This is a genomic window from Actinoplanes sp. OR16, assembly GCF_004001265.1.
In the GTDB taxonomy this organism is placed as follows: domain Bacteria; phylum Actinomycetota; class Actinomycetes; order Mycobacteriales; family Micromonosporaceae; genus Actinoplanes.
Window position 1 is genome coordinate 6,236,535 of record NZ_AP019371.1, and the last position, 23,466, is coordinate 6,260,000.

General features: G+C 70.3%; 23 protein-coding genes and 1 pseudogene. 18 read left to right on the forward strand and 6 right to left on the reverse strand.

All coding sequences use genetic code 11. The annotated features are described in order from the left end of the window. The first annotated feature begins 51 nt into the window (after window positions 1-51). The 6 genes from EP757_RS28515 (at window position 52) to EP757_RS28540 (ending at window position 7,615) form a co-directional block, all read left to right on the forward strand. Complete coding sequence (locus EP757_RS28515; protein ID WP_127551147.1) at window positions 52-714, forward strand: sirohydrochlorin chelatase; 663 nt, start codon at window positions 52-54, stop codon at window positions 712-714. Between the two features lie 69 nt (window positions 715-783). Beyond that, window positions 784-2,877, forward strand: a complete 2,094-nt coding sequence (locus EP757_RS28520) for a molybdopterin oxidoreductase family protein (RefSeq protein ID WP_127551149.1) — start codon at window positions 784-786, stop codon at window positions 2,875-2,877. Next, the gene (gene nirB / locus EP757_RS28525) at window positions 2,874-5,327 is read left to right on the forward strand and encodes a nitrite reductase large subunit NirB (RefSeq protein WP_127551151.1); all 2,454 of its coding nucleotides are present in this window, start codon (window positions 2,874-2,876) and stop codon (window positions 5,325-5,327) included. The genes EP757_RS28520 and nirB overlap by 4 nt, the downstream gene beginning before the upstream one ends. Then, the gene (locus EP757_RS28530) at window positions 5,324-5,635 is read left to right on the forward strand and encodes a Rieske 2Fe-2S domain-containing protein (RefSeq protein WP_127551153.1); all 312 of its coding nucleotides are present in this window, start codon (window positions 5,324-5,326) and stop codon (window positions 5,633-5,635) included. The genes nirB and EP757_RS28530 overlap by 4 nt, the downstream gene beginning before the upstream one ends. A gap of 2 nt (window positions 5,636-5,637) precedes the next feature. Further along, window positions 5,638-6,972: a NarK/NasA family nitrate transporter gene (locus EP757_RS28535; protein ID WP_127551155.1), complete on the forward strand. Its 1,335-nt coding sequence runs from the start codon at window positions 5,638-5,640 to the stop codon at window positions 6,970-6,972. Between the two features lie 208 nt (window positions 6,973-7,180). Beyond that, window positions 7,181-7,615: a hypothetical protein gene (locus EP757_RS28540; protein WP_127551157.1), complete on the forward strand. Its 435-nt coding sequence runs from the start codon at window positions 7,181-7,183 to the stop codon at window positions 7,613-7,615. Window positions 7,616-7,742: 127 nt separating this feature from the next. Here the strand turns inward: EP757_RS28540 and EP757_RS28545 are convergent, their stop codons facing one another. Beyond that, on the reverse strand, window positions 7,743-8,915 hold the full coding sequence (locus EP757_RS28545; protein WP_197725399.1) for an amidohydrolase family protein: 1,173 nt from the start codon (window positions 8,913-8,915) through the stop codon (window positions 7,743-7,745). Here EP757_RS28545 and EP757_RS28550 point away from each other — a divergent pair. The 3 genes from EP757_RS28550 (at window position 8,878) to EP757_RS28560 (ending at window position 11,404) form a co-directional block, all read left to right on the forward strand. After that, the gene (locus EP757_RS28550; protein WP_127551159.1) at window positions 8,878-9,447 is read left to right on the forward strand and encodes a TetR/AcrR family transcriptional regulator; all 570 of its coding nucleotides are present in this window, start codon (window positions 8,878-8,880) and stop codon (window positions 9,445-9,447) included. The genes EP757_RS28545 and EP757_RS28550 overlap by 38 nt on opposite strands. Then, on the forward strand, window positions 9,444-10,076 hold the full coding sequence (locus EP757_RS28555; protein WP_127551161.1) for a maleylpyruvate isomerase family mycothiol-dependent enzyme: 633 nt from the start codon (window positions 9,444-9,446) through the stop codon (window positions 10,074-10,076). The genes EP757_RS28550 and EP757_RS28555 overlap by 4 nt, the downstream gene beginning before the upstream one ends. Before the next feature lie 137 nt (window positions 10,077-10,213). Continuing rightward, complete coding sequence (locus EP757_RS28560) at window positions 10,214-11,404, forward strand: acyltransferase (protein WP_127551163.1); 1,191 nt, start codon at window positions 10,214-10,216, stop codon at window positions 11,402-11,404. Window positions 11,405-11,777: 373 nt separating this feature from the next. On the opposite strand, the pseudogene EP757_RS44115 reads toward EP757_RS28560, so the two are convergent. Beyond that, window positions 11,778-12,179, reverse strand: a pseudogene (locus tag EP757_RS44115) (nucleoside-diphosphate kinase); the annotation flags it as partial. A 17-nt stretch (window positions 12,180-12,196) separates the two neighbouring features. Next, window positions 12,197-13,222, reverse strand: a complete 1,026-nt coding sequence (locus tag EP757_RS28570) for a substrate-binding domain-containing protein (RefSeq protein ID WP_127551167.1) — start codon at window positions 13,220-13,222, stop codon at window positions 12,197-12,199. Window positions 13,223-13,276: 54 nt separating this feature from the next. Here EP757_RS28570 and EP757_RS28575 point away from each other — a divergent pair, with 54 nt between their 5' ends. Both EP757_RS28575 and EP757_RS28580 read left to right on the forward strand, forming a co-directional pair. Beyond that, window positions 13,277-14,410 carry an MFS transporter gene (locus tag EP757_RS28575; protein ID WP_127551169.1) on the forward strand — a complete coding sequence of 378 codons (1,134 nt, stop codon included), beginning with the start codon at window positions 13,277-13,279 and terminating at the stop codon, window positions 14,408-14,410. A gap of 29 nt (window positions 14,411-14,439) precedes the next feature. Then, a complete protein-coding gene (locus EP757_RS28580) occupies window positions 14,440-15,099 on the forward strand; it encodes a DUF3159 domain-containing protein (protein ID WP_127551171.1) in 660 nt (219 codons plus the stop codon). On the opposite strand, the gene EP757_RS44675 is transcribed toward EP757_RS28580, so the two are convergent. After that, complete coding sequence (locus tag EP757_RS44675; protein WP_305030439.1) at window positions 15,069-17,000, reverse strand: GGDEF domain-containing protein; 1,932 nt, start codon at window positions 16,998-17,000, stop codon at window positions 15,069-15,071. The two genes, EP757_RS28580 and EP757_RS44675, sit on opposite strands and share 31 nt — an antisense overlap. Before the next feature lie 150 nt (window positions 17,001-17,150). On the opposite strand from EP757_RS44675, the gene EP757_RS28590 reads away from it, so the two are divergent. The 4 genes from EP757_RS28590 (at window position 17,151) to EP757_RS28605 (ending at window position 20,581) form a co-directional block, all read left to right on the forward strand. Continuing rightward, a complete protein-coding gene (locus EP757_RS28590; protein WP_232050048.1) occupies window positions 17,151-18,128 on the forward strand; it encodes an efflux RND transporter periplasmic adaptor subunit in 978 nt (325 codons plus the stop codon). Beyond that, the gene (locus tag EP757_RS28595) at window positions 18,125-18,802 is read left to right on the forward strand and encodes an ABC transporter ATP-binding protein (protein ID WP_127551175.1); all 678 of its coding nucleotides are present in this window, start codon (window positions 18,125-18,127) and stop codon (window positions 18,800-18,802) included. The genes EP757_RS28590 and EP757_RS28595 overlap by 4 nt, the downstream gene beginning before the upstream one ends. Continuing rightward, complete coding sequence (locus tag EP757_RS28600) at window positions 18,802-20,079, forward strand: ABC transporter permease (protein ID WP_232050719.1); 1,278 nt, start codon at window positions 18,802-18,804, stop codon at window positions 20,077-20,079. Before EP757_RS28595 ends, EP757_RS28600 begins: the two co-directional genes overlap by 1 nt. Window positions 20,080-20,242: 163 nt before the next feature. Next, window positions 20,243-20,581 (forward strand): group 1 truncated hemoglobin, encoded by a 339-nt coding sequence (locus tag EP757_RS28605; protein WP_127551179.1) that lies wholly within the window; start codon window positions 20,243-20,245, stop codon window positions 20,579-20,581. Here EP757_RS28605 and EP757_RS28610 read toward each other — a convergent pair. Next, complete coding sequence (locus EP757_RS28610) at window positions 20,575-21,282, reverse strand: SDR family NAD(P)-dependent oxidoreductase (protein WP_127551181.1); 708 nt, start codon at window positions 21,280-21,282, stop codon at window positions 20,575-20,577. The two genes, EP757_RS28605 and EP757_RS28610, sit on opposite strands and share 7 nt — an antisense overlap. Window positions 21,283-21,379: 97 nt before the next feature. Here EP757_RS28610 and EP757_RS28615 point away from each other — a divergent pair, with 97 nt between their 5' ends. The 3 genes from EP757_RS28615 to EP757_RS28625 all read left to right on the forward strand — a co-directional run bounded on the left by EP757_RS28615 (window position 21,380) and on the right by EP757_RS28625 (window position 22,979). After that, window positions 21,380-21,586 (forward strand): hypothetical protein, encoded by a 207-nt coding sequence (locus tag EP757_RS28615; protein WP_127551183.1) that lies wholly within the window; start codon window positions 21,380-21,382, stop codon window positions 21,584-21,586. A gap of 15 nt (window positions 21,587-21,601) precedes the next feature. Continuing rightward, entirely contained in the window at window positions 21,602-22,405 is an 804-nt protein-coding gene (locus EP757_RS28620) for an SDR family oxidoreductase (RefSeq protein ID WP_197725400.1), read from the forward strand. A 163-nt stretch (window positions 22,406-22,568) separates the two neighbouring features. Continuing rightward, on the forward strand, window positions 22,569-22,979 hold the full coding sequence (locus EP757_RS28625) for a hypothetical protein (protein WP_127551187.1): 411 nt from the start codon (window positions 22,569-22,571) through the stop codon (window positions 22,977-22,979). A 31-nt stretch (window positions 22,980-23,010) separates the two neighbouring features. On the opposite strand, the gene EP757_RS28630 is transcribed toward EP757_RS28625, so the two are convergent. After that, the gene (locus EP757_RS28630; RefSeq protein WP_127551189.1) at window positions 23,011-23,289 is read right to left on the reverse strand and encodes a hypothetical protein; all 279 of its coding nucleotides are present in this window, start codon (window positions 23,287-23,289) and stop codon (window positions 23,011-23,013) included. Between the last annotated feature and the right edge of the window lie 177 nt (window positions 23,290-23,466).

Sequence of the window (23,466 nt, forward strand, 5' to 3'; positions counted from 1 at the left end):
CTTGCCGGGCCCTGCCTTCTGCAAGCGTGTCGAAAAGCAGGGAGAAGACCCATGCCTGAAACCCTCATCGCTGTCGCGCACGGAACCCGCTCGCCCGCCGGCCGGCGGCAGATCGAGCAGCTGGCCGGGACGGTCGCGCGCCGGAGGCCCGGCCTGGATGTGCGGCTCTGTTACGTGGACGTCCAGGAGCCCAAGGTCGCCGGCGTCGTGCCGGCAGTGGAGAACGCCGTGGTGGTGCCGCTCCTGCTCTCCTGCGGCTACCACGTCCGGGTGGACATCGCCGAAGCCGTGACCGGAACCGACTTCCCGGTGACCGGCCCTCTCGGACCGGACCCGGTCCTGCTGGACAGCATGATCCGCAACCTTCCGGCGGACGCCGACGCGGTGGTGCTCGCGGCGGCCGGCTCGTCCGATCCGCTGTGGCGGGCCGATGTCGAAGGCGTCGCCGGGCAGCTGCGCCCCGATGCCGAGATCGGTTACACCTCGGGCGCCGGGCCGCAGGTCAAGGACGTGGTCGCGCGGCTGCGGCGGAACGGGAAGCGGAAGATCGCGATCGCCGCCTACCTGCTGGCCGAGGGACTGTTCTACCGCTCGCTGCTGAACGCGGGGGCCGATTCCGTGACGCCGCCGCTCTGTCACGACGACGCCGTGGCCGACCTCGTATTGCGACGCTTCGATGCCGCGCGTCTCACAACGCCGGTCGGGGCGATGTAGGGATTTCCTGACAACAGCGTCACCGCAATGCGTCTGAGCGGTTAACGGAGCGCCGCGAAGCTACTTCCTGTGACGGCGACCCAGACGCATTGCCCCTACTGCGCATTGCAGTGCGGGATGACGCTGACCCCCAGGATTCCCGGGGTTCGGCTGGAGCCGGCCGAGTTCCCCACCAACCGGGGCGGGCTGTGCGCCAAGGGATTCACCGCGGCAGACCTGCTGGACCACGCGGACCGGCTGCTGACGCCGCTGGTCCGCAAGGAGCCCGGCAACCGGGACAGTCCCCTCCGGGAGGCTTCCTGGGAAGAGGCCTACGGGTTGATCGCAGCGAAGATCCGGGAGAGCCAGGATCGATTCGGACGGGACAGCGTCGGCGCGTTCGGCGGCGGTGGCCTGACCAACGAGAAGGCGTACGCGCTCGGCAAGTTCGTCCGTGTCGCGCTGCGGTCCTCGGCGATCGACTACAACGGCCGGTTCTGCATGTCGTCAGCGGCGACGGCGGCGAACCGGTCGCTGGGGATCGACCGGGGACTGCCGTTCCCGCTCGCCGACGTGGCCGAGGCCCGGACCGTGCTGCTGGTCGGCGCGAACCCGGCCGACGCGATGCCGCCGTCCATGCAGTACCTGGACGCCGGGCGGGCGGCCGGCGCGAAACACATCGTGGTGGACCCGCGCCGGACGAACACCGCCAACGGGGCCCACCTGCACCTGCAGCCGCTGCCCGGCACCGACCTGGCGCTGGCGAACGGGATGCTGCACATCGCCATCCGTGAGGGGTGGATCGACGAGGACTTCGTGAAGGACCGGACCGAGGGCTTCGCGGCGGTCAAGGCGGCCACCAACGCGTACTGGCCGGAACGGGTCGAACGGATGACCGGCGTCCCCGAGCGCCGGCTGCGCGAGACGGTCCGCCTGCTCGCCACCGAACAACCGTCCATGATCCTCACGGCCCGCGGTGCCGAGCAGCACAGCAACGGCACGGACACCGCGCAGGCCTGGCTCAATCTGGCGCTCGCGCTCGGACTCGTCGGCAAGCCCTACTCGGGCTACGGCACGATCACCGGGCAGGGCAACGGGCAGGGCGGCCGCGAGCACGGCCAGAAGGCCGATCAGCTGCCCGGTTACCGGCGGCTGGACGACCCGGCGGCCCGCGAGCACATCGCCCGGGTGTGGGGGATCGACCCGGACGAGCTGCCGCAGCCCGGCGTCTCCGCCTACGAGATGATCGACCGGCTCGGCACCGACGGCGGCGTCCGTGTCCTCTGGGTCCTGGCCAGCAACATCGCGGTGAGCGCCCCGCACAGCACGCACGTGATCGATCGATTGAAGTCCCTCGACCTTCTGGTCGTATCGGACATCTTCCTCTCCGAGACGGCGGAGCTCGCCGACGTCGTCCTGCCCACGGCGCAGTGGGCCGAGGAGGAGGGGACGATGACCAACCTGGAGGGCCGGGTGATCCGCCGCAGGATGGCGCTCCCGCCGCCGCCGCTGGTTCGCACGGACCTGCGGGTCATCGCCGACCTCGCCGAGATCCTCGGCCGCGGCGAGCACTTCTCCGCTGACCCGCGCACGGTCTTCGACGAACTGCGGAGGGCCAGCCGGGGCGGGATCGCCGACTACCACGGCATCACCTGGGAACGGATCGACGACGAGCAGGGCGTCTTCTGGCCCTGCCCGAGCGAGGACCACCCCGGCACGCCCCGGCTCTTCGCCGAGTCGTTCCCGCGGCCGGACGGCCGGGCCCGGTTCATCCGGGTCGAACACCGCGACGCCGCCGAGCTGCCGGACGGGACCTTCCCGTACGTGCTGACGACCGGCCGCAACATGCAGCAGTACCAGAGCGGCAACCAGACCCGGCGGGTGAAGGCGCTCACCGTGGCGCTGCCCGAACCCCGCGCCGAGATCCACCCCGACCTGGCTCGCCGGCACGGCATCGCCGACGGCGATCTGGTCGAACTCCGCAGCCGCCGGGGCGTCGCGACGTTGCGCGCCCGGCTCAGCGACGGCATCCGCCCGGACACGGTCTTCGCGCCGTTCCACTGGCCGGGCGCCAACGCGCTGACCAATCCGGCACTCGACCCCCACTCCAAGATGCCCGCTTTCAAGGTGTGCGCGGTGACCATCGCGCTCGCCGACACACCGGAAGGGACCACGACTCGATGACCCAGCGCCTTGTTGTCATCGGCAACGGCATGGCGGGAGCGCGTACGGTCGAGGAGATCCTCGCTCGTAACGGCGACTTCACCGTGACGATGTTCGGAGACGAGCCGTACGGCAACTACAACCGGATCATGCTCTCCAACCTGCTCGCCGGGGTGGAGACCGAGGACGGCATCTTCCTGAACGACCTGGGTTGGTACCAGGAGAACGGGATCACGCTGAACGCCGGCGTCAAGATCGAGAAGATCGACAAGGTCGCCAAGATCGTTCACGGCTCGGACGGCAGCCGGACCCCCTACGACAAGCTGATCATCGCGACCGGCAGCTACTCGTGGACGCCGCCGATGAAGAACGTGCACAACCCGAAGCGCGGCTACCACCAGGGCGTCTTCGCGTTCCGCACGCTCGACGACACCCGCTCGATGATCCGGTACGCCCGGGACCACGAGCGCGCGGTCGTGATCGGTGGCGGCCTGCTCGGCCTGGAGGCGGCACGCGGCCTGCAGAACCACCTGAGCCACGTGACGCTGCTGCACGCCATGGGTCACCTGATGGAGCGGCAGCTCGACCCGAAGGCCGGCCAGATGCTGCAGGCCAGCGTCGAGGGCAAGCTCGGCATCGAGGTGATCACCAACGCGATGACCAGCGAGATCCTCGGCAAGGACCGGGTCACCGGGGTCAAGCTCGCCGACGGCCGGGTCATCGACTGCGACGTGGTGGTGATCGCCGCCGGCATCCGGCCGAACACCCAGGTCGCCGCGGACAGCGACCTGCCGGTGGAGCGCGGCATCGTGGTCGACGACCAGATGCGGGTCGAGGGCGAGCGCGACATCTACTCGGTCGGCGAGTGCGCCCAGCACCGCGGCAGCCTCTACGGCCTGGTCGCGCCGCTGTGGGACCAGGCGAAGGTGCTCGCCGACCACATCACCGGGCACACCGACGTCGCCTACACCGGCTCGAAGCTGCACACCAAGCTGAAGGTCGCCGGCATCGACGTCGCCTCGATGGGCCTGATCGCCCCGGAGCACGACACCGACGAGGTGATCGTCTACAACGAGCCGAAGAAGGGCGTCTACAAGCAGCTGATCATCCGCGACGACGTGCTGGTCGGCGCGGTGCTGGTCGGCGACAACAGCAAGGCGGCGTCGCTGATCCAGGCCTTCGACCGGGGGATGGCCCTGCCGGAGGAGCGCGCCGAGCTGCTCTTCGACATCGGCGGCCCGGCCGGCGAGGTGTCGCCCGCCGAGATGCCCGACGACGCGCAGGTCTGCAACTGCAACGGTGTCAGTAAGGGCGCGATCTGCGGCGTGGTGAACCAGGGCTGCAAGACGGTCAGCGGCGTGATGGACGCCACCCGGGCGGGCAAGGGCTGCGGCACCTGCAAGCCCCTGGTCCAGCGGATCGTCGAGTGGGCCGCCGGTGGCGAGGTCGAGGAGGACCCGGCGGCCTCGTGGTACGTGCCCGGTGTTCCGATGCCCAAGCAGGAGCTGATGGCGGCGGTTCGGAAGTACGAACTGAAGAGTGTCTCCTCAGTCTTCGCCAAACTCGGGGGAGAGGAGGACGCCAAGAGCAAGATGGGCCTCGCGAGTCTCCTCAAGATGATGTGGGGAGCGGATTACGTCGACGAGCGCGACGCCCGCTTCATCAACGACCGGGTGCACGCCAACATCCAGCGCGACGGCACGTTCTCGGTGGTCCCGCAGATGAAGGGCGGCGTCACCACGCCGGCCCAGCTGCGGAAGATCGCCGAGGTGGCCGAGAAGTACGACGTGCCGATGGTGAAGCTGACCGGTGGCCAGCGCATCGACCTGCTCGGGGTTCCGAAGGAGCAACTGCCGGCGATGTGGGCGGACCTGGACATGCCGTCCGGGTACGCGTACGCGAAGAGCTTCCGCACGGTGAAGACGTGTGTCGGCTCGGACTTCTGCCGGTTCGGCGTCGGCGACTCCACGGCGCTGGGCATCGCCCTCGAAGAGCGCTACCAGGGCCTCGAGGGTCCGGGCAAGATGAAGCTCGCGGTGACGGGATGTCCTCGCAACTGCGCCGAGGCGTACGTCAAGGATCTCGGTGTCGTCGCGATCGACGGCGGCAAGTGGGAGATCTACGTCGGCGGCGCCGCCGGCGCCCACATCCGCAAGGGCGACCTGCTCACCACGGTGGGCTCGGCCGAAGAGGTCATCCGGCTGACCGGCCGCTTCCTGCAGTACTACCGCGAGAACGCCAACTGGCTGGAGCGGACGTACGCCTTCGTCCCGCGGATCGGCATCGACACCATCCGGGAGATCGTCGTCGACGACTCCGAGGGCATCGCCGAGGCGCTGGACGCCGCGGTCGAGGAGGCCGTGCAGGCCTACAAGGACCCCTGGAAGGAGCGGGCCGAGCCGGTCACGCCCGGCCAGTTCCGCACTTCCCTTCCCCTGACCGTTCTTCCCCAGGTTCCGGTGCGCTCATGATCTTGCAGACTTCCCAGAAGCTCGGCCCGCTGACCGACATCCCGCCCGGCGAGGGACGCTCCTACGCCGTCGACGGGCAGATGATCGCGGTCTTCCACCTCCGCGACGGCTCCCTCCGGGCGGTCGACGCGGTCTGCCCCCACCAGGGCGGCCCGCTCGCCGACGGCCAGATCGACAACAAGGTCGTCGTCTGCCCTCTGCACCTGTTCGCATGGGACCTCGCCACCGGGTGTTCCCAGTCCGGCCAGCCCCCGATCAACGTCTACCCGGTGCGGGTCGACGGCGATCAGATCGTACTGGGAGAGTAGAAATGACTGCTGTTCTCGAACGTCCCGCCGCGAAGAGTCTCTCCGGCCATTGGATCGACGACTGGCGTCCCGAGGACCGTGAGTTCTGGGACAACGGCGGCGCCGCCATCGCCAAGCGCAACCTGATCATCTCGATCTTCTCGGAGCACATCGGCTTCTCGGTGTGGACCATGTGGTCCGTGCTGGTGCTGTTCCTCGGTCCCGCCTACGGTATCGACCCGGCGCAGAAGTTCCTGCTCACCGCGGTTCCGGCGCTGTTCGGAGCGGCACTGCGCATCCCGTACACGTTCGCCGTGGCGAGGTTCGGCGGCCGCAACTGGACGATCATCAGCGCGTCGCTGCTGCTCATCCCGTCGATCGCGGCCGCGTTCATGATCAAGCCCGGCGTCGAGTTCTCGACCCTGCTGATCCTGGCCGCGCTCGCCGGTGTCGGCGGTGGCAACTTCGCCTCCTCGATGGCGAACATCAACGCCTTCTACCCGGACCGGCTCAAGGGCTGGGCGCTCGGCATCAACGCGGGCGGCGGCAACCTCGGCGTCGCGGTCGTGCAGCTGGTCGGCCTCTTCGTGCTCGCGGTCTTCGGCTCGGGCAGCCCGGGCATCGTGGCCGGCATCTACATCCCGTTCATCGTGATCGCGGCGGTCGCCTCGGCGCTCTGGATGGACAACCTCAGCCAGGCCCGCAACGAGAAGCGGGGCATGCGGGACGCCGCTCGTGAGGGCCACACCTGGATCATGTCGCTGCTCTACATCGGGACGTTCGGTTCGTTCATCGGCTTCGGGTTCGCTTTCGGCCAGGTGCTGCAGGTGCAGTTCGCCGAGCAGTTCAACACCCCGATCAAGGCGGCGTACCTGACCTTCCTCGGCCCGCTGCTCGGCTCGCTGATCCGCCCGCTCGGCGGCGCTCTCGCGGACCGTCTCGGTGGCGCCCGGGTGACGTTCGTGAACTTCATCGCGATGGCGATCGGCGCCTCGATCGTCCTGGTGGCGGCGCAGCAGCGATCCCTGCCGCTCTACATCTGCGGCTTCATCGTCCTGTTCGTGCTGAGCGGGCTCGGCAACGGCTCGACGTACAAGATGATCCCGGCGATCTTCCGCCAGAAGTACGCCGGCGACGACACGCAGGCCCGCCGCATCTCGGGCGCGGTCATCGGCATCGCCGGGGCGATCGGCGCGGTCGGCGGCGTCCTGGTCAACCTCGCCTTCCGCCAGTCCTTCCTGACCTACAAGGACGCCGACGCCGCGTACATCGCCTTCATCGCCTTCTACGCCCTCTGCGTCCTGGTCACCTGGGCGGTCTACCTCCGCCCCGCGGCCCGGGCGAAGATCGCCGTCTGACTCACCCTCTCCGGCCCGGGCGCGCTTTCCGCGTCCGGGCCTTTTCCTTTCCGGTACGACGCCCGCGCTGCTCTCGGCGTCCCTTCACACCGCGCGACACCTCCCCTCAAGATCACCCGTTCGTGACTGTGTGTCAGCTGAAAACGACCAAGAATGGCGATAGCGTGCTTCTTGTCCGAAAAAGCCCTTTCTTGTGGAAAGGTGATCCATGAACAAGTTGACGCGCACGTTCGTCATGACGGGCGTGGCGGTGGCCGCGGGAGTGACGATGGCCGCCGGCCCGGCAGCCGCCTCCACGGCTTCGCCGGCCGGCCCGTCCGCGGACACTGCTCGCAGTGCGGCCAAGCAGGACGCCCACCCGCGCCGTGAGCGGATCTACGACTACTACCGCAGCCCGCGGACCTGCCACAAGGTCGGCCGTGCCGGCATCTGGCAGGACCGCTGGGAGAGCTACCGGTGCTTCCCGGCCGGCGGCTTCCGCGGCGGCTGGGCCCTCAAGGTCTTCTACGGCTGGGGCGGCGGCCCCGGCGGTCACGGCCCGCACGGTCCCGGTGGCCACGGTCCCGGTGGCCACGGTCCGGGCGGTTTCCACGACGGCCCGGACTTCCACGACGGCCCCGGAAACTGGAAGAAGGGCCGCTAGGGAGTAGTCCCCTGCGAATGCCACAAGGCACGAAGGCCGCCCTTTCCCGGGGCGGCCTTCGCCCATTTGCGCCACACCCGTTCCCCTTTCCCGTCCGGTTTCTCGCCCCGCATCGCTGACGGTTCGGTCAGAGGCGGTGGCCGGCACGGAAGACGGTGTGGACGTTCTGGAGTGCGGTCAGGTCGTGGAGTGGATCGCCGTGGACCAGTAGCAGGTCGGCGTCCAGGCCGGCTTTCAGGCAGCCGGTTCGGGACGAGACCCCGCAGGCCTTCGCTGCCAGGGAGGTGGCCGAGGCCAGGGCGGCGGCGGGGACTCCGCAGGCCGCCAGTTCGGCGATGCTGCGGGGCAGGTAGCCGTGAGGTTTGGCCGGGTGGATGCCCGCATCGACGCCGCTGATCAGGGTGACGCCGGCCCGATAGAGCGCACCCACCTGCGCGCGCCGGCCCTCAGGAGTGAAACCGGCCTTGATCAGGCGGTCCGGGAGCACGGTGCCCGGCCGGACGTCGGCGCCCACCGTGGGGCAGACGACGATGCCGGCCGCCGCGATCCGCCGTACGAGCGCCGGCGGCGTGTCGATCCCGTCCGCGCCGAAGAAGCCGGCGTGCTCGATCCCGTCCACCCCCGCGTCGACGCACTGTTCGATCCCGGCTGTGGCGTGCGCGTGCGCTGTCACCGGCAGCCCCAGCCGATGCGCCTCGTCGACGATCGCCCGCATCTCGTCGTGGGTGAACTGGCAGGCCCGTACGTCGGTACCGGCCGTCATCATCCCGCCGGTCGCCATCACCTTCACCACGTCGGCGCCGCGGTCGGCCCGTTCCCGGACGGCCCGCCGGACCGCCTCCACGCCGTGCACCCCGCCACCCATCGACGCGCAGTGCCCGTCCGGCGTGGTGATCGGCGGCCCGGAGGCCACGATCGCGGGGCTCCGGGCGTTCACGGCGGGGTTGTCACGGCCGGCCACCGCGTCGTTCCGGTGGTCGACGACGGCGTAGTCGTGGTCGCCCAGGTCGCGGACGGTGGTGACGCCGGCGGCCAACTCGGTGCGGAGGCTGTCGGCGATGGTCGTGGACAGCTCGGCGCGGGAGAGGGACGGCATCCGGTCCAGAGCGGTGAGGGAGCTGTCGGCGCAGAGGTGGGTGTGGGCTTCGACCAGGACCAGGTGCCGCCGGGGAGGGAACGCTCGCCGTCGAAGGCCATGTCGGCGCGGATCGCGAAGCGCACTACGTTTGTAGTTTCCATCACTACGATGGTAGTTTCCGATTATGGGGAGCAGAAGGGACCAGCTGCTCGATGCCGCCATCGAGGTACTCGGAACATCCGGGATGCATGGGCTGACTCACCGCAGGGTGGACACGGCGGCGGGGGTGGCGCACGGGTCGTGTTCGAATCACTTTCGGACACGGGAGGCGTTGCTTGACGCTGTCGTGGAGCGGTTCTCGGAGCGGGAACGGCGGAACTGGGAAGAGATCGCGGTGCGCAGTGCGCCGCGGACGGCGGATGAGCTGGCGCTTGCCATGACGCTTTTCGCTCATGAGGCCACGACGACGCACCGGACGCTGACGCTGGCGCGGTACGCGATCCTCGTCGAGTCCGGGACGCAGCCGGCGCTGCGGGCGAGACTGCTGGCCACCGGTGCGCAGGTCAACGAGTGGTTCCACGTCTGGCTGCGGCTGGCCGGCTCGGACGACCCGGAACGGCACGCGCCGATCCTGATGAACCACTGGACCGGCGTGGTGCTGCACGAGCTGGCGATCCCGGACCCGGCCTTCGACCCCAGCGAGCAGCTGAAAGCCCTGGTCGCCGCCATCGTGGGAGAACGGGTGGGTACATGAACGCCTGGGACGAGATCATCGCGCTGCGGATCGCGGTCGCCGGCCTGCTCGACGACCTGAGCCCCGGCGAGTGGGACACCCCCTCGCTCTGTGCCGGCTGGACCGTGCGGGACGTGGCGGCGCATCTGACCCTGCAGCAGCTCGGCTTCCGTGATCTGGGACTGCTGCTGAAGGACCGGCAGCGCGACATGGACGGCATGATCCGGGAGATGGCGAAGCGGCGGGCGCGCGACTGGAGTCCGGAAAGGATCAGGGCGGACATCCGGGAGACGGCGCACCGGCGCAAGCGCAATCCCGGGGTCACGCCGATCGAGACGCTCACCGACCTGCTGGTCCACGGGCAGGACATCGCGATTCCGCTGAGCAGGTCGTTCCCGATGCCGGTCGAGGCCGCGACGGTCGCCACGCAACGGTGCCTGACCATGCGGATGCCGCCACCGCTGCCGGCGTCGAAGGCGCTCCGAGGACTACGACTGGTAGCCACCGACGTCGATTGGGCGCACGGCGACGGACCCGAGCTGCGCGGGCCGATCGGGGTTCTGCTGCTCACCGCGTGCGGCCGGATGGTGCGGTCTTCGCTGCTCAGCGGGGATGGTTTGGCGGTGCTGCGGCCGAGAGCGGGACGGTAGGCGTACCAGGAATGGGTCTTTGGACAGGGATCACACAGCGTAGGCAAAACATGCGGTCATAGCTTGATGCAGCGGTTCGATCGGGCCGCCGGGGGAGCCGGTCGGCGGACGCCTCCGTGTGTGTTCTTGGAGGCGTCATGGCCGAAACCAGACCGGCCCGTCGGGACCGCTACTTCGATCTGCTGCGGGTGCTGGCCATCGTGCGGGTGTCGGTCTTCCACATGTTCCCCTACGCCCTGCTCGAGCTGGTCTTCCCCTCGATGGGCGTGATGTTCGCGCTCGCGGGCTCGCTGATGGCGAACTCGCTGCAACGATCACCTTCGGTCATGACGGTGATCCGCGGCCGGCTGCGGCGTCTGCTGCCGGCCTACTGGCTGCTGGCGGTCGTCCTGGTGCCGGCGATGTTCCTGGTCGGCTGGGAGGAGCGCCCGCCGCTGTGGCACCTGATCGCCTGGATCGTGCCGTTCGTCGACCCGCCGACCAGCGGTTTCGGCATGCAGGCCACCGAGGTGCTCTGGTACCTGGTGACCTACCTGTGGCTGGTGACGCTCTCGCCGATCCTGCTGTGGCTCTACCGCCGGATGCGGCTCGTCGCGATCGTGGCGCCGGTCGTCGTTCTGCTGGTCCTCAGCGTCCACCCGATCTGGCCGGCGAACGAGAACTACCAGGAGGTGGCGACGAACATCCTGATGTACGCCTCCTGCTGGATGCTGGGCTTCGCCCACCGCGACGGATCCCTCAAGCGGATCCCGGGTCTGCTCGTGACAGTGCTCGCCGCGGTCCTGGTCACCGCCGGTCTGGCGTGGAGCTGGCAGCACCCGGACGCCGGCGGGATCAAGGAGATCCCGGTCGCCTACGCCGTCTACAACGCCGGATTCGTGCTGTTCCTGCTGCGCTGGTCGCCCAGCATGGAGTGGCTCACGAAGCGGCGCTTCCTGGACGGCTGGGTCACGCTGATCAACGCCCGCGCGGTGACGATCTACCTGTGGAACAACGTGGCGATCGCCCTCTGCTTCCCGGTCGGGGACGCGCTGGAGGTGTGGCGGCTCGGCGGTCTCTTCGAGATCGGGTACGTCGTGGTCGCGCTCGCCCTGCTGGTGAACGCCGTGCTGTTCTTCGGCTGGGTCGAGGACGTGGCGGCGCGCAAGAGGGCGCGGTTCCTGCCGTGGCCGGTCGGTTCTACCGAGCCGGTCGCCGGAGAGCCAGCGAAGTCCCAGCCTGATCTGACCGCGACAGTGGTGGCGCCGATGCCACTGCGTCCGGTGCCGGCACGGGCGACGGCGCCGGGGGCTCCCCACGGGCGGGCGGCGGTGCCGGTGCGGCACTGACCACCCAGCAGTGCCGGATGCCGCTCGTCCGCAGCGATCGTTCGGCACGGTTCATGGACCGGCGGCTTCCCGTGGCGACGGGGTAGCCGCCGGTCCGGTCCGCGTAGAGGGCCAGCAGGACCGCCCGGGCGGGTTCGATGCCGGGGAAGGCGCGCCAGAGAGCGGTGACCGTGGAGTCGAGGGTGTGGTCGCGGTCGCCGCCGAGGACGAGCAGGAAGTCGCCCGACACATCGGGACACGGCGGTCGCAGATCCGCTTGCAGGACCGGCCACAGTTCCTCGACCAGCGCCGGCACATCGAACACGGACCGGAGGTCGGCGCCCCGCGGCCGCTGCTTCACCGCCGCCGCCGTGCTGACCCCGTCGAACAGGTAGGCCGTCTGCCGCGCGAGCTCGGCCCGGCTCTCCGCGGCGTGCACGACGTTGGCGAACATCCCGACGGCATGCCGGCCGCGCAGCGTGCGCTTGACCGCCCGGGCCCTCTCGAACGCGTCGTCCCCGGTCACCGCCATCACCTCGGACGGGCCCGACGTCAGGTAGCGGTCCAGGAGGGCGCGGGCCAGCACGTGACCGTCGTCGGAGTACTCCGCCCAGAGGAACCGCACGTCGGCCGGAGTCAGGGTCCGCGTCTCCCGCCGGCTGATCCCCAGGCCGGCCCGGGCGATCACCCGCTCGGCCTCGCCGGTCAGTCCCAGGCGCAGGCAGTCGGGCTTGAGCAGCAGCAAGGCCTCGTCGGTGGTTATCGCCGGCTCCTCGGGATGCGGGGGACCTCCCATGGTACGAACCCCGGTTGTCAATCCGGTGGCGGAGCGGTGGTCGCTCGGGTGATCAGCCTGGTGGGCAGGCGCTGTGGCGGCGCCGGGTGGCTTCCGGTCAGCACCTCGACGGCGAGCCGCCCCTTGTCGGCGAGTGGCTGGTGGACGGTGGTCAGCGGGGGATCGGTGCGGTTCGCCTCGGGCACGTCGTCGAACCCGATGACGGACAGGTCGTCCGGAACGGCCACGCCCACCGCCGCGGCCGCCATCAGCACGCCGCGGGCGAGTTCGTCGGTCATGGCGAGGATCGCGGTGACCCGTTTCGCGGGGGCGGCGGCCAGCAGGGCGCGGGCGGCCGGTACGGCGTGTTCCGGGGTGCCCCCGCCGCACTCCCAGATGGCCGGTGGTGTGCCGAGCGGCGCCAGGTATCCGGCCAGCCGTTCCCGCGCCACCTGATAGGTGGTCGCTCTCAGGCGGTCGCTGCTGACCGGTCCGCGGTGGTCGCCGGGGGTGAGCCGGTCGACGAGGACGGCGATCCGCCGGTGGCCCAGGTCGAGCAGGTGACGGGCTGCCTGTTCGGCGCCGCCGCGGTCGTCGACGCCGAGGTACGGCCAGTCGTCGCCGGCCGGGACCGGCTCGTCGACGACCACCAGGGGGAGGTTGCGTCTGCGGGCGGCGAGGAAGCCGGGATGGTCGGCGGTGACGGAGTAGACGATGAAACCGTCCACGATGGCGGTCCGGACGGTGTCCGCCAGGTGCGGGCCGGGAAGCAGGGTCAGCCCCTGCGCGGCGGACCGGCCGGCGACGCCCCGCAGGAAGAGAAGCGCGGCGGGGTCGGTCAGGGCGTAGGCCAGATCTTCGTCGAAGAGCACGCCCAGCGCCCCGGACTGCCCGCGCACCAGCCCGGCGGCGAGCGGATCGGGACCCTGATATCCCATGCCGGCCGCGGTGTCGAGGATCCGCTGCCGCAGCTGGTCGCTGAGCTTGCCGGGCCGGTTGTACGCGTTCGACACGGTCGTGTGCGAGATCCCCAGCGCCTGGGCCACATCCCGGAGAGTCACCATCGTCGCAGTTTACCGGTAAACTTCCGGTGGTTGACCGGTAAACCAGGAGGCGGAATGAACGCGCGGATCGCGGTCACTGCCACGTTCGCTGCCAACGGCGTCCTCTTCGGGACCTGGGCCCCGCGTATCCCGGCGGTCCAGGAGGCGCTGGGACTCGACGACGCGCGGCTCGGGCTGGCGCTGTTCGCCCCGGCGCTCGGATCGGTCGGCTCGATGCTGATGACCGGCCTGCTCGTACGGCGGTTCGGTGCCGGCCGGGTCACCGGCGGCGCGCTGACGGCGTTCTCGCTGAGCCTGCCGCTGATCGGGCTCGCGCCGGCGCTGCCGTGGCTCTTCGCCGCGCTGCTCGTCTGGGGCGCGGCGATGGGCGCGCTCGACGTCGCGATGAACGCCGCCGGATTGGGGGTGCAGCGGTCGTACGGCCGCCCGATCCTCTCCGGCATGCACGCGGCACTCAGCGCGGGCGGCCTGGCCGGGGCCGTGGCCGGATCGCTCGCCGCAGGTGCGGGCGTGCCCGTGCGAGCCCACCTGATCGTGGCCGGCCTCCTGGGCCTGGCGGTGGCCGTGGCGATCCGGCGGACGCCGATCCCGGAACCCGTCGGAGCAAAACCGACAAAAGGTGTTAATAGAAAGCCGTGGACGCTCGGCGGCCTCGCGTTCGCCGGCCTCCTCGCCGAGGGCGCCGCCGCCGACTGGAGCGCCGTCCACCTGACGGCGCTCGGGGCGGGCCCGGGGCTGGCCGGTGCGGGTTTCGTGGCCTTCAGCATCACGATGACGGCCGGGCGTCTCGTCGGGGATCGGGTCGTCGCCACGGCCGGTTCCGTGCGTACGGTCAGGATCGCCGCCGCGACCGCCTCGGTGGCTCTCGCCGCGGCACTGCTGATCGGAACCACCTGGTCCGCGATCGCCGGTTTCGCGGTGCTCGGCGCCGGGCTGGCCACCCTCGTCCCGGTGATCTTCACCGCCGCGGCCCAGCGCAGCGACGCGCCGGCCACCGCTGTCGCCGCCGTCTCCACCTGCGGATATCTGGGATTCATCGCGGGTCCGCCGCTGATCGGCGCCCTCGCCGGGCTGATCGGCCTGGGCGGCGCGCTGTGGCTGGTGGCGGCGCTCACCGCCACGGTGGCGGTCCTGGCGCCGGCGGTCCGCAGGCCCCCGAGCCGCGCCACCGCGCCTCTGGTGAGTTAGGCTCACCTAACTGGAAGGAACAGGTGGAAATGGCGCAGCCGGAATCGCTGGCGGAGTTGCTCAACGGGCGTCGGGCGGCGGTCGACGCGTCGCTGCCGCCGATCGGGTTCGTCGCCGGCTATCTGATCGGCGACTCGTCGATCTGGGCGGGTGTCGGGGCCGCGGTGGCGTTCGCCCTGGCGCTGTCGGTGTGGCGGATGCGGCGTGGTGACAAGCCCCGCGCCGTGGTGATCGGCCTGCTCGGCGTCTGTGTGGCCGGGCTGATCGCGCTCGGCACCGGCCGGGCGGAGAACTTCTTCCTGCTCCAGCTGCTCAGCAACGCCGCCTCCGCGCTGCTCTGGATCGTCAGCATCGTGGTGCGCTGGCCGCTGCTCGGCATCGTCGTGGGCACCGTGCTCAAGCAGCGCACCCGCTGGCGGCGCGACCCGGCCCTGGTCAAGGCGTATTCGCGGGGCAGCTGGGTGTGGGTCGGTCAATACGTCGTCCGCGTCGCCGTCTTCGTGCCGCTCTACGAGGCCGGCCGGGTGGCCGAGCTCGGCATCGCCCGGGTCCTGCTGAGCTGGCCGCTGGTGGCGGCGTGTCTCGCGGTGAGCTGGTGGGTGATCCGCCGCAACCTGCCGGAGGGCCACCCCGGACTCCGCCACCCGCGGATCCCCGATCAGGCCACCGCGGTCCGAGCCACCGCCTGAGCCTTCTTCTGCTCGTAGAGGCGGGCGTCGGCGACCACGTACAGCGCGTCGAAGTCGTCGCCGTCCGGGCCGGCCACCGCCACGCCGATGCTCGCGCCGGTCCGCTCGGCGAGCGCGTCCCGGACCGTTGCGGCGATCGCGTGCGCGTCACCGTCCACCAGCGCGACGAACTCGTCGCCGCCGAGGCGGCCGACACGGTGCTCCGGGCGTACCGAGGAGAGAAGCGTCCGGGCCACCCAGCGCAGGAGATCGTCCCCGGCCGCATGGCCGTGCGCGTCGTTGAGCTGCTTGAAGCCGTCGAGGTCGATGACGAGCAGGCCGGCGCCGGGGGAGGCGGTGAAATCCTCGGCGAAACCGCGCCGGTTCAGCACTCCGGTGAGCGCGTCGACGCTCGCCGCCCGGGTCAGCTTGCGGCGCTGATCGGCGGCGGCCCGGCCCTGCACCGCGCAGGCGACGGCGGTGGCGGCCGTGCCGAGCAGGTTGATCGTGACGTACCAGAAGCCGGGGTCGCCGGCCAGGATCGCCACCAGCACGTACAGGCCCCCGGCGGCGACCGCAACCGGCGCCGCGACGACCGGGCGCATGCCGAGCATCAGCAACGGGATGGAGAGCAGCATGCCGACACCGAGCGGGCTGTCCACGCCGCCGTCGAGCGCGGCGATGGCGGCGCAGCTCAGGAACGAGCTGGCCGCGTAGGCGAGCATCAGCGGCCGGGCCATCCGCGTGCGGCTGAGCCAGTCCGCGGCGGCCACGACGGCGAGTCCGGCGGCGAAGCCCCAGACGCAGATGGCGATCATGGCGGCGCAGTGGTGGTGGCCGGTCCGGAAGAACATGACGTAGACGAGGGCGACGGCGGTCTGTGCCATCGCCATCCAGCCGGGGTCGGCGATCGAGTGCCGGCGTCGTTCCCGCGTCTCGACGGTTGCCGCCGGGCCGTTCTTCGTGGCCTGGGTACGCGCGAACGCCACCTGTTCCGCGCTGGCGGCGATCTTCGTCTTGCCTGATTTGTCGCGATAGAGGCTCGCATCCGCAACGGCGAAGAGGTCCTCCGCCGCGACTGCCGGAAATGTCGCGTAGCCGAGGCTGGACGGCGTGGCCTGATCCAGTCGCGCACGCAGCCCGGCGATGCCGCTCGTGGAGGGCAGCAGCAGCGCGAACTCGTCACCTCCGAGCCGCCCGGCCACCCCGGCGGCCCGCACCGAAGCCCCCGCCCACGCCAGCAGGTCATCCCCGGCCTGGTGCCCGTACGTGTCGTTGACGCTCTTGAAGTGATCGAGGTCCAGCAGAACGAGCGTGAAGGGCTTCCCCTCGGCGACCGCCGCGGCCAGCTTCTCGTCGAACCCGCGCCGGTTCAGGCACCCGGTCAGCGGATCGGTCCGCGACGTGTACGCCAGCCGCCGCCGCAGCGACGACAGCACCGCCGAGTGCCGCAGGCAGAGCAGCGCCGCAGCGCCGAAGGCCAGGGTGTGGACCATCGCGTATCCGGGCGGCGCCGGATCCCCGTAGATCACCAGTGAGCCGTAGGCGACCGCGCTCGCCGCCCAGAACACGACGAACACCGGCGGCTGGAGCACGATCGCCAGGAACACCGAGGTCGCCGGCACCAGCGTGCCCAGCGGCCCGGCCACCCCGCCGTCGAGGAGGCCGAGCACCGTGTCCCCGGCCAGGTTGGCGGTGACGCTGGCGAGCAGTGGCAGACGCCAGAGCCGGGACGCGGTGAGCCGGGTGGCGGCCAGCCAGCCACCGGTCGCGAAGGCGAGCATGATCAGGGCGACGGCGAGCATGAGACGGCGGTGCTCGCCGTCGTGCCACGTCGCGACCGTGTACGCGCCGCAGAGCAACGGCGGGATGAAGCCGTAGGCGGCGGCGACCCGGATAGCGCGCTGCCGCCACTGGTTCATGAGCGCTCTGATCGGCGACGGTGACGCTGAGTTGAGGTTTGCGCCGCTTGAGCCGAGGTTTGCCAAGGCCCTGTACCGTGCCCGCAGCGCGCAGCGCATCAGAGATCATCATTGCCGGGGGTGAAGTCCCGGCCCGGCGGAAGAGGGCCCGTGAGAAGACAACGTGCGGGGGCGGTGACAGTGGCGGCCGCGATGCTGCTGGCCGGCTGCACCTCCGACGAGGAACCGGCCCAGACGCCCGGCCTCGCGGAGCGCGGCACTGTTCTGACCACGGTGAAAGCCGAGCGGCAGGACCTCGTCAACAAGATCAGCCTCGCCGGGAAGGTCGCCATCGACCCGGTCTTCGGCGTGGTCGCGCCGATCGGCGGCGAGGTGCGGTACGTCCAGCGCACGCCCTCGACGAAGCCGGCCGAGGAGGCCCGCTGGGTCGCGACGGTCTGGAAGAACGGCCAGCCGCGCGAGGTCACCATCCCGAAGGGCTCGATCATGGCGGGCCGGTTGATGGAGGACCGGTCGACGGTCGCGAAGGGCATGCCGATCGTGTCGGCCCGGCACTCCGGGTACGGCATCGTGGCCGACATCGACAGCGCTCAGGCGTACCGGATCTCGGGCGCCGTCTCGAGCGTGACCGGTCAGATCAAGAACGGTCCCGGCCCGTTCAAGTGCAAGCCGAAGGGCACCATCGCGGCCCTCCCGGCCGGCACGATTCCCGAGCCCCCGCCGACGACCGCGCCCACCACCGGTGCCTCCGGTGCGCCGGTCGCGCCCGTTCAACCGGTCGAGGAGGCTCCGGCAGCACCGGGCTCGGAAGCCACCGGCCTGCAGCTGGTCTGCACCCCGCCGACCACCGTCACCCTGATCAACGGCGCCGACGTGACCCTCGAGGTCGTCACCGGCAAGGCCTCGGACGTCATGGTCCTGCCGGTCGAGGCGGTCGCCGGCACGCAGGGCAAGGGCAAGGTCGATGTCGTCGACGACAACCAGAACCGCAAGACCGTCGACGTGACCCTGGGCCTGACCGACGGCAAGGTCATCGAGATCAAGAAGGGCCTGACCGGCGACGAGACGATCGCGATCCCGGGCCCGAACCTGCCGACCGCCGATGCGCAGCCGGGGCAGGGCGGATGAACCAGCCTCTGATCCACCTGGACGGCATCACCCGTGTGCTGAAGGGCCAGGAGCAACCGCGCACGATCCTGGACGGCGTGAGCCTCACCGTGCACGCGGGGGAGAGCGCCGCCATCGTCGGCCGTTCCGGCTCCGGCAAGAGCACCCTGCTGAGCATTCTCGGACTCTTCGACCGGCCCGACTCCGGTAGCTATCTGCTGGCCGGCGAGGACATCAGCCGCCTGCCGGAACGCAAGGCGGCGAAGCTGCGCAGCTCGCACTTCGGTTTCGTCTTCCAGCGCTTCTTCCTGCTCAAGCACCTGACCGCCGCGCAGAACGTGGCGATGGCGCTGGTCAACGGCCAGGGCTGGCTGCCCCGCCGGCAACGCCGTACCCGGGTGATGGAAGCTCTTGATCAGGTAGGCATCGCGCATCTCGCGAAGAACCGCCCGACCAAGATGTCCGGTGGCGAGCAGCAGCGGGTGGCGATCGCCAGGGCCCTGGTCCGCGACCCGCGGGTGCTGCTGGCCGACGAGCCGACCGGCGCCCTGGACACCGAGACCGGCGCGGCCGTCATCGACGCGCTGTCGGCGGCCACCCACCGGGGCTGCGCGCTGATCCTGGTCACCCACGACCGCGACCACGCGGCGCGGATGGGCCGCACGCTCAGCCTGGTCGACGGGGTACTGACGTGATGCGGCTGTCGGGGCGGTTCCGCTCCTCCCTGATCATCGGCCTCCAGGGCATCCGGGCCCGAAAGCTGCGCACCCTGCTCTCCATGATCAGCCTGTTCCTCGGTGTGCTCGCCGTCGTCACCGTGCAGGCCGGCGCGAGCATCGCCGAGCGCGCGCTGATGTCCGACGTCGAGCTGCAGTCCGGCTACGACGGCACCGTGGTGATCGACGTGATGCCGCACGAGAAGTCCCCGGATATCGTCTCCGGCACGCTGAACGGCCGCGACGACGCGGTCAGCCTGATGAACGTGCAGGCGATCATCGGTGAGCCCGGCGTCAGCCCGATCAACCCGGGGGCGTCGCCGTTCGACCAGGCCGGCAGCTGGGGCGGCACCGAGGTCTGCGACGACGCCGGCAACTGCGTGCCCGGGCCGCCCACCGGCGAGGCCATCGAGATCCTGCTCACCGCGGTGAAGGGCGACCTGCTCTCGTTCCGCCCGCTGCGCCCGGTCTCCGGCGACTGGCTGACGTCGGGCACGGTCCCGGCGATGGCCCCGAAGATCGTGATCAACGAGGAGGCCGCGAAGGGTTTCCGCGATCACCGGGTGCCCGCCGAGATGCGCGTCCGCGGCGCGAAGGCCAACATCACGCCGCAGATCGCCGGTGTCGTCCACGACGGCGACTACCAGCCGCGCGCCTACGTCCGCCAGGACGAGCTGACCAACTGGCTGCCCGCCGGCAGTCTCGTCGATCCGAACTACGGCTACGGCATCACGGTCATGACCGTCGGCGGCAGCCCGGTCGAGCAGGTGCTCACCACCCGCTTGAAGGGCGCCGGCGTCGAGGCCTACGTCAACGTCGTCGAGAACCGCAAGCAGATGGAGAAGCAGCTCATGCTGATGCGGCTGATCTTCCTCTCGATGGCCGGCCTGGTCCTGCTGATCGGCGTGGCGGGCATCCTCAACGTGGGCCTGGCGACCGTCGGCGAACGCGTCGAGGAGTTCGCCCTGCGCCGCGCGGTCGGCACGCCCCGCGCCCTGCTCGCCGGGATCGTCCTGGCCGAGACGATGCTGACCGGCCTGCTCACGGCGGCGGCGGCGATCGGCGCGGGAGTGGCGGGCCTCAAGGTGGTGTCGATGGTGATGGGCGACTCCGAACCACTGCTCGCCAACGTCCAGTTCCCCTGGGACGCGGGCGTGGCAGGCATCATCGCGGGCCTGATCGCCGGCATCCTCGGCGGCTTCATCCCGGCCATCCGCGCCGCCGGCATCCCGATCGCCACGGTCATGAGAGCCTAGATCTCGCAGCGGGGTGGGTGGTGCAGACCGCTGCTCACGCCGAGGGCCCGGCGCGGGTTCGCTTCGCTCCCGCGCCGGGCGGCCTGCGTGAGTGGTTGCGCCCTTTTTCTCTCAGTCCGCGATCAGGCAGCGGAAGGCATCGTCCACTGTCTATCTTGTCGGCGTGGAAACCCTGTATGCGCGGACCGTTCCCGCGGCGGTCGACGCCCTCTACCGCGTGATCCTGTCCGACGACCGTCTCTCCCCGTACTTCGCCGGCGTCGACATCGGCCACCTCAAACAGCACATGACGGCGCTGCTGACCCAGGTCCTCGGCGGCCCCTCGGCCTACGCCGGCCGCGACCTGCGAACGGCCCACGCCCGCCTCGCCGTCACCGCAGCCGACTACGACCTGGTGGGCGCCTACCTGATCGGCGTCCTGGCCGGTCTCGGTGCCGACGACGACCTGCTGGCCTCAGTCCGGGCGGTTCTGGCCGCCACCGCCCCGGACATCGTTCACTGAACTCCCCATACCCGGTGCCCCACGGCGATCGACTCCCCGGTGATCGCCGCGGCGTGTGACGACACCAGATAGGTCACGAGAGCCGCCACCTGCTCCGGCGTCGAATCCCCGCCGGCCGCCGGCTCGACGGTGTCCCTCGGGGTGGCCGTCACGATGGCCGGGTTGACCACATTGATCGTCACTCCCGACCCGGCGTACGCGTCCGCCAGCGCCTTCGAAGCCGTGATCACCGCGCTGTTCCGGACCGTCCCCACGACGGTCCGCGTGGTGAACGCGTTCTGCCCGCTGATGTTCACGACCCGCCCGAATCCGCGGTCCCGCATCCCGGGCAGGAGCGCGTGCATGGTCCGCAGGTACCCGATGGTCTTGGCGTCCACGGCGGCGAGAATCTGCTCGGGATCCTGATCGAGCGCGGGATCGAGGGTGTGGGCGGGAGGGGCGGCCGCGTTCACCAGGATGTCGACATTCCCGGCTTTTCCGATTTCTTCGGCGGCCGCGGTGACGGAATCCTGGAGTCGATTATCCAGCGCCACCGTCGAGGACGCTCCAAGGTCGGCAGCTGCGGCATCCAGTCTTCCCTGGTCACGACCCGCCAGCACGACCGTGGCCCCTTCGCGCAGCAGCGAAGCCGCGACGGCCCGCCCGATCAATCCGCTGCCGCCGACGATCAAGGCCTTACGCCCAGCGATTCCGAGATCCATACTGCTGATTCGATCATATGGTGAACGGGTAGTGACACTTCGGCGTCACGAGCCGCTGACTCATATGACGGGATGGCCGGATGAAGAGGAGCAGCTGATGACAGTGGAGACATCCCAGGTCCCTGCCACCGCCCGCCGCGTCATGGCCGTGTTGCTCTGGCTGGCGCTGGCCGTGATCGTGGTGATCGCCGCGGTGAACACCTGGATCGCCTTCAGCTCCGGCGACCCGATCATGGGCCTGGCCGCCCTGATCGCGGGAACCGCCCCGGTCCTGCTGGCGATCCTCGTGCGCCGGCACGACTGACGTTATGGTGTGCCGGTGAATCGCACCGCCGTGGTCACCGGAGCATCGTCGGGCATCGGCCTCGCCACTGCCGCCGCCCTGAGCAGCCGTGGCTACCGGGTCGTCGGCACGAGCCGCAACCCGGACGCGCTGAAGCCGGAACAGAAGGCCCCGGGTGTCGACTATGTGGCGCTCGACCTCACCGACGACACCTCGATCGCGTCCCTTTCGGACCTGCTGGCCGGCACCGACGTGCTGGTGAACAACGCGGGGGAGAGCCAGTCGGGCCCGCTCGAGGAGTTGCCGGCCGACGCGCTGCGCCGCCTCTTCCAGGTCAACGTCCTCGGCCCGGTCCAGCTCGCCCAGCTGGCCCTGCCCGGCATGCGCGAACGCCGTCACGGCCGGGTCGTCATGGTCGGCTCGATGCTGGCGTCGTTCCCGCTCGCCTACCGGTCGTCCTACGTCGCCTCGAAGGCGGCGATCAAGGGTTTCAGTAACGGCGCCCGCCACGAGTATTCGCCGTACGACGTCTGGTTCACCACCGTCGAACCCGGCTCGATCAACACCGGCATCAGCGAGCGCCGCACCAAGTACATCGCACCCGACTCGCCGCACCGGGCCGAATTCGACAAGATGCTCACCGCGCTCGACCACAACGAGAGCCGAGGCATCACCGCCGAACAGGTGGCCGCCACAGTGCTCAAGGCGATCGAAGCGCCCCGCCCGAAGCAGCTCTACGCGGTAGGCAGCAACGCCCCGGCCGTCTTCGCCCTGCGCCGCCTCCTGCCCGCCTCCCTGGTAGCCAAGGTGACCCACCGCAAACACAACCTGACCCGATGACAGTGCTCCCGGCTTCCGGGGTGTCGTGACTCCGTGTCCGTGTCCGCGCTCCGGCGTGCCGCGAATCCGTGTCAGCGCTCCGGCGCTCCGCGATCGACCTGGTCCGGGGACCGTCCGATCGCAGTCACCGTCATCCGGCCTGATTCCGCTACGATCGCCGTCCATGCCCATCGACGCGCCTCCGCGCAAGACCCGTGAGCGGGACCTGACCGGCTGGATCGTCACCCCTATCGCCACCCTCGTGATCGTCCCGCCGCTGACCCTGATCCTCGCCGTGATCACGCTGACCGGCACCCAGGCCCCGGCGATCTGTCACGACGTGGCGACGGCGAACGGCTGCGAAGAACGCACCCTGGGCCTGATCGGCGAACACGTGGTCCTCTTCCTCGCGCTGTGGCTCCTCCTCTGGGCCCTGCCCTGGTGGCGTTCCCTCCGCGCCTGGCGCACAGCCCTGGCCGTACTGGCAGCCGCAGCGCTCCTGGCCGCCCCGCTACGCATGTCCGCCGACGACAACCCTTCCGACGGCAGCCCCTCCGGCGACCAGCAGACGACGATCACCACCAACCCGAACTGAGGCCCTGCTCGCCACGGGGCCCGCTGCCGGGCTAAAGGATCGCCCGGAACTCAGGCCACGTCCCCCAGAACCGCTCCACCTCCTCGATGATCGGCTGAAGGGTGGACGCGATCTCCCGCGGAACCGGGGTCCCGTCATCCCACCGAGGCGCCGATGGCAGGTAGTACAGCCCACCACGGACCCCGGGATCGACACCCAGCGTGATCACGTGCCCGTCCACCTCGAACTGCCGAGCGAACCGTCCGTGGCTGCGCAGAATCGCCCCCGAGTGATGTTGTGCCTCTTGGCGCTGCAGTTCCCGGACCGTCATGATGCCCTCCTCGGTAGGCCGGTGTGACCCCGGCAACAGTGAATACGCCGAACCCGAGTAGGTCGTTCATCACGCACAGTGAACTTTTCCACAGTGGAGATCGACCTGTGCCGCAGGGTTCGCCCGTGCCGCCCCGTCGCAGTCCAAAAGGTTGACGCTTCAACTATTGGCGGCTAC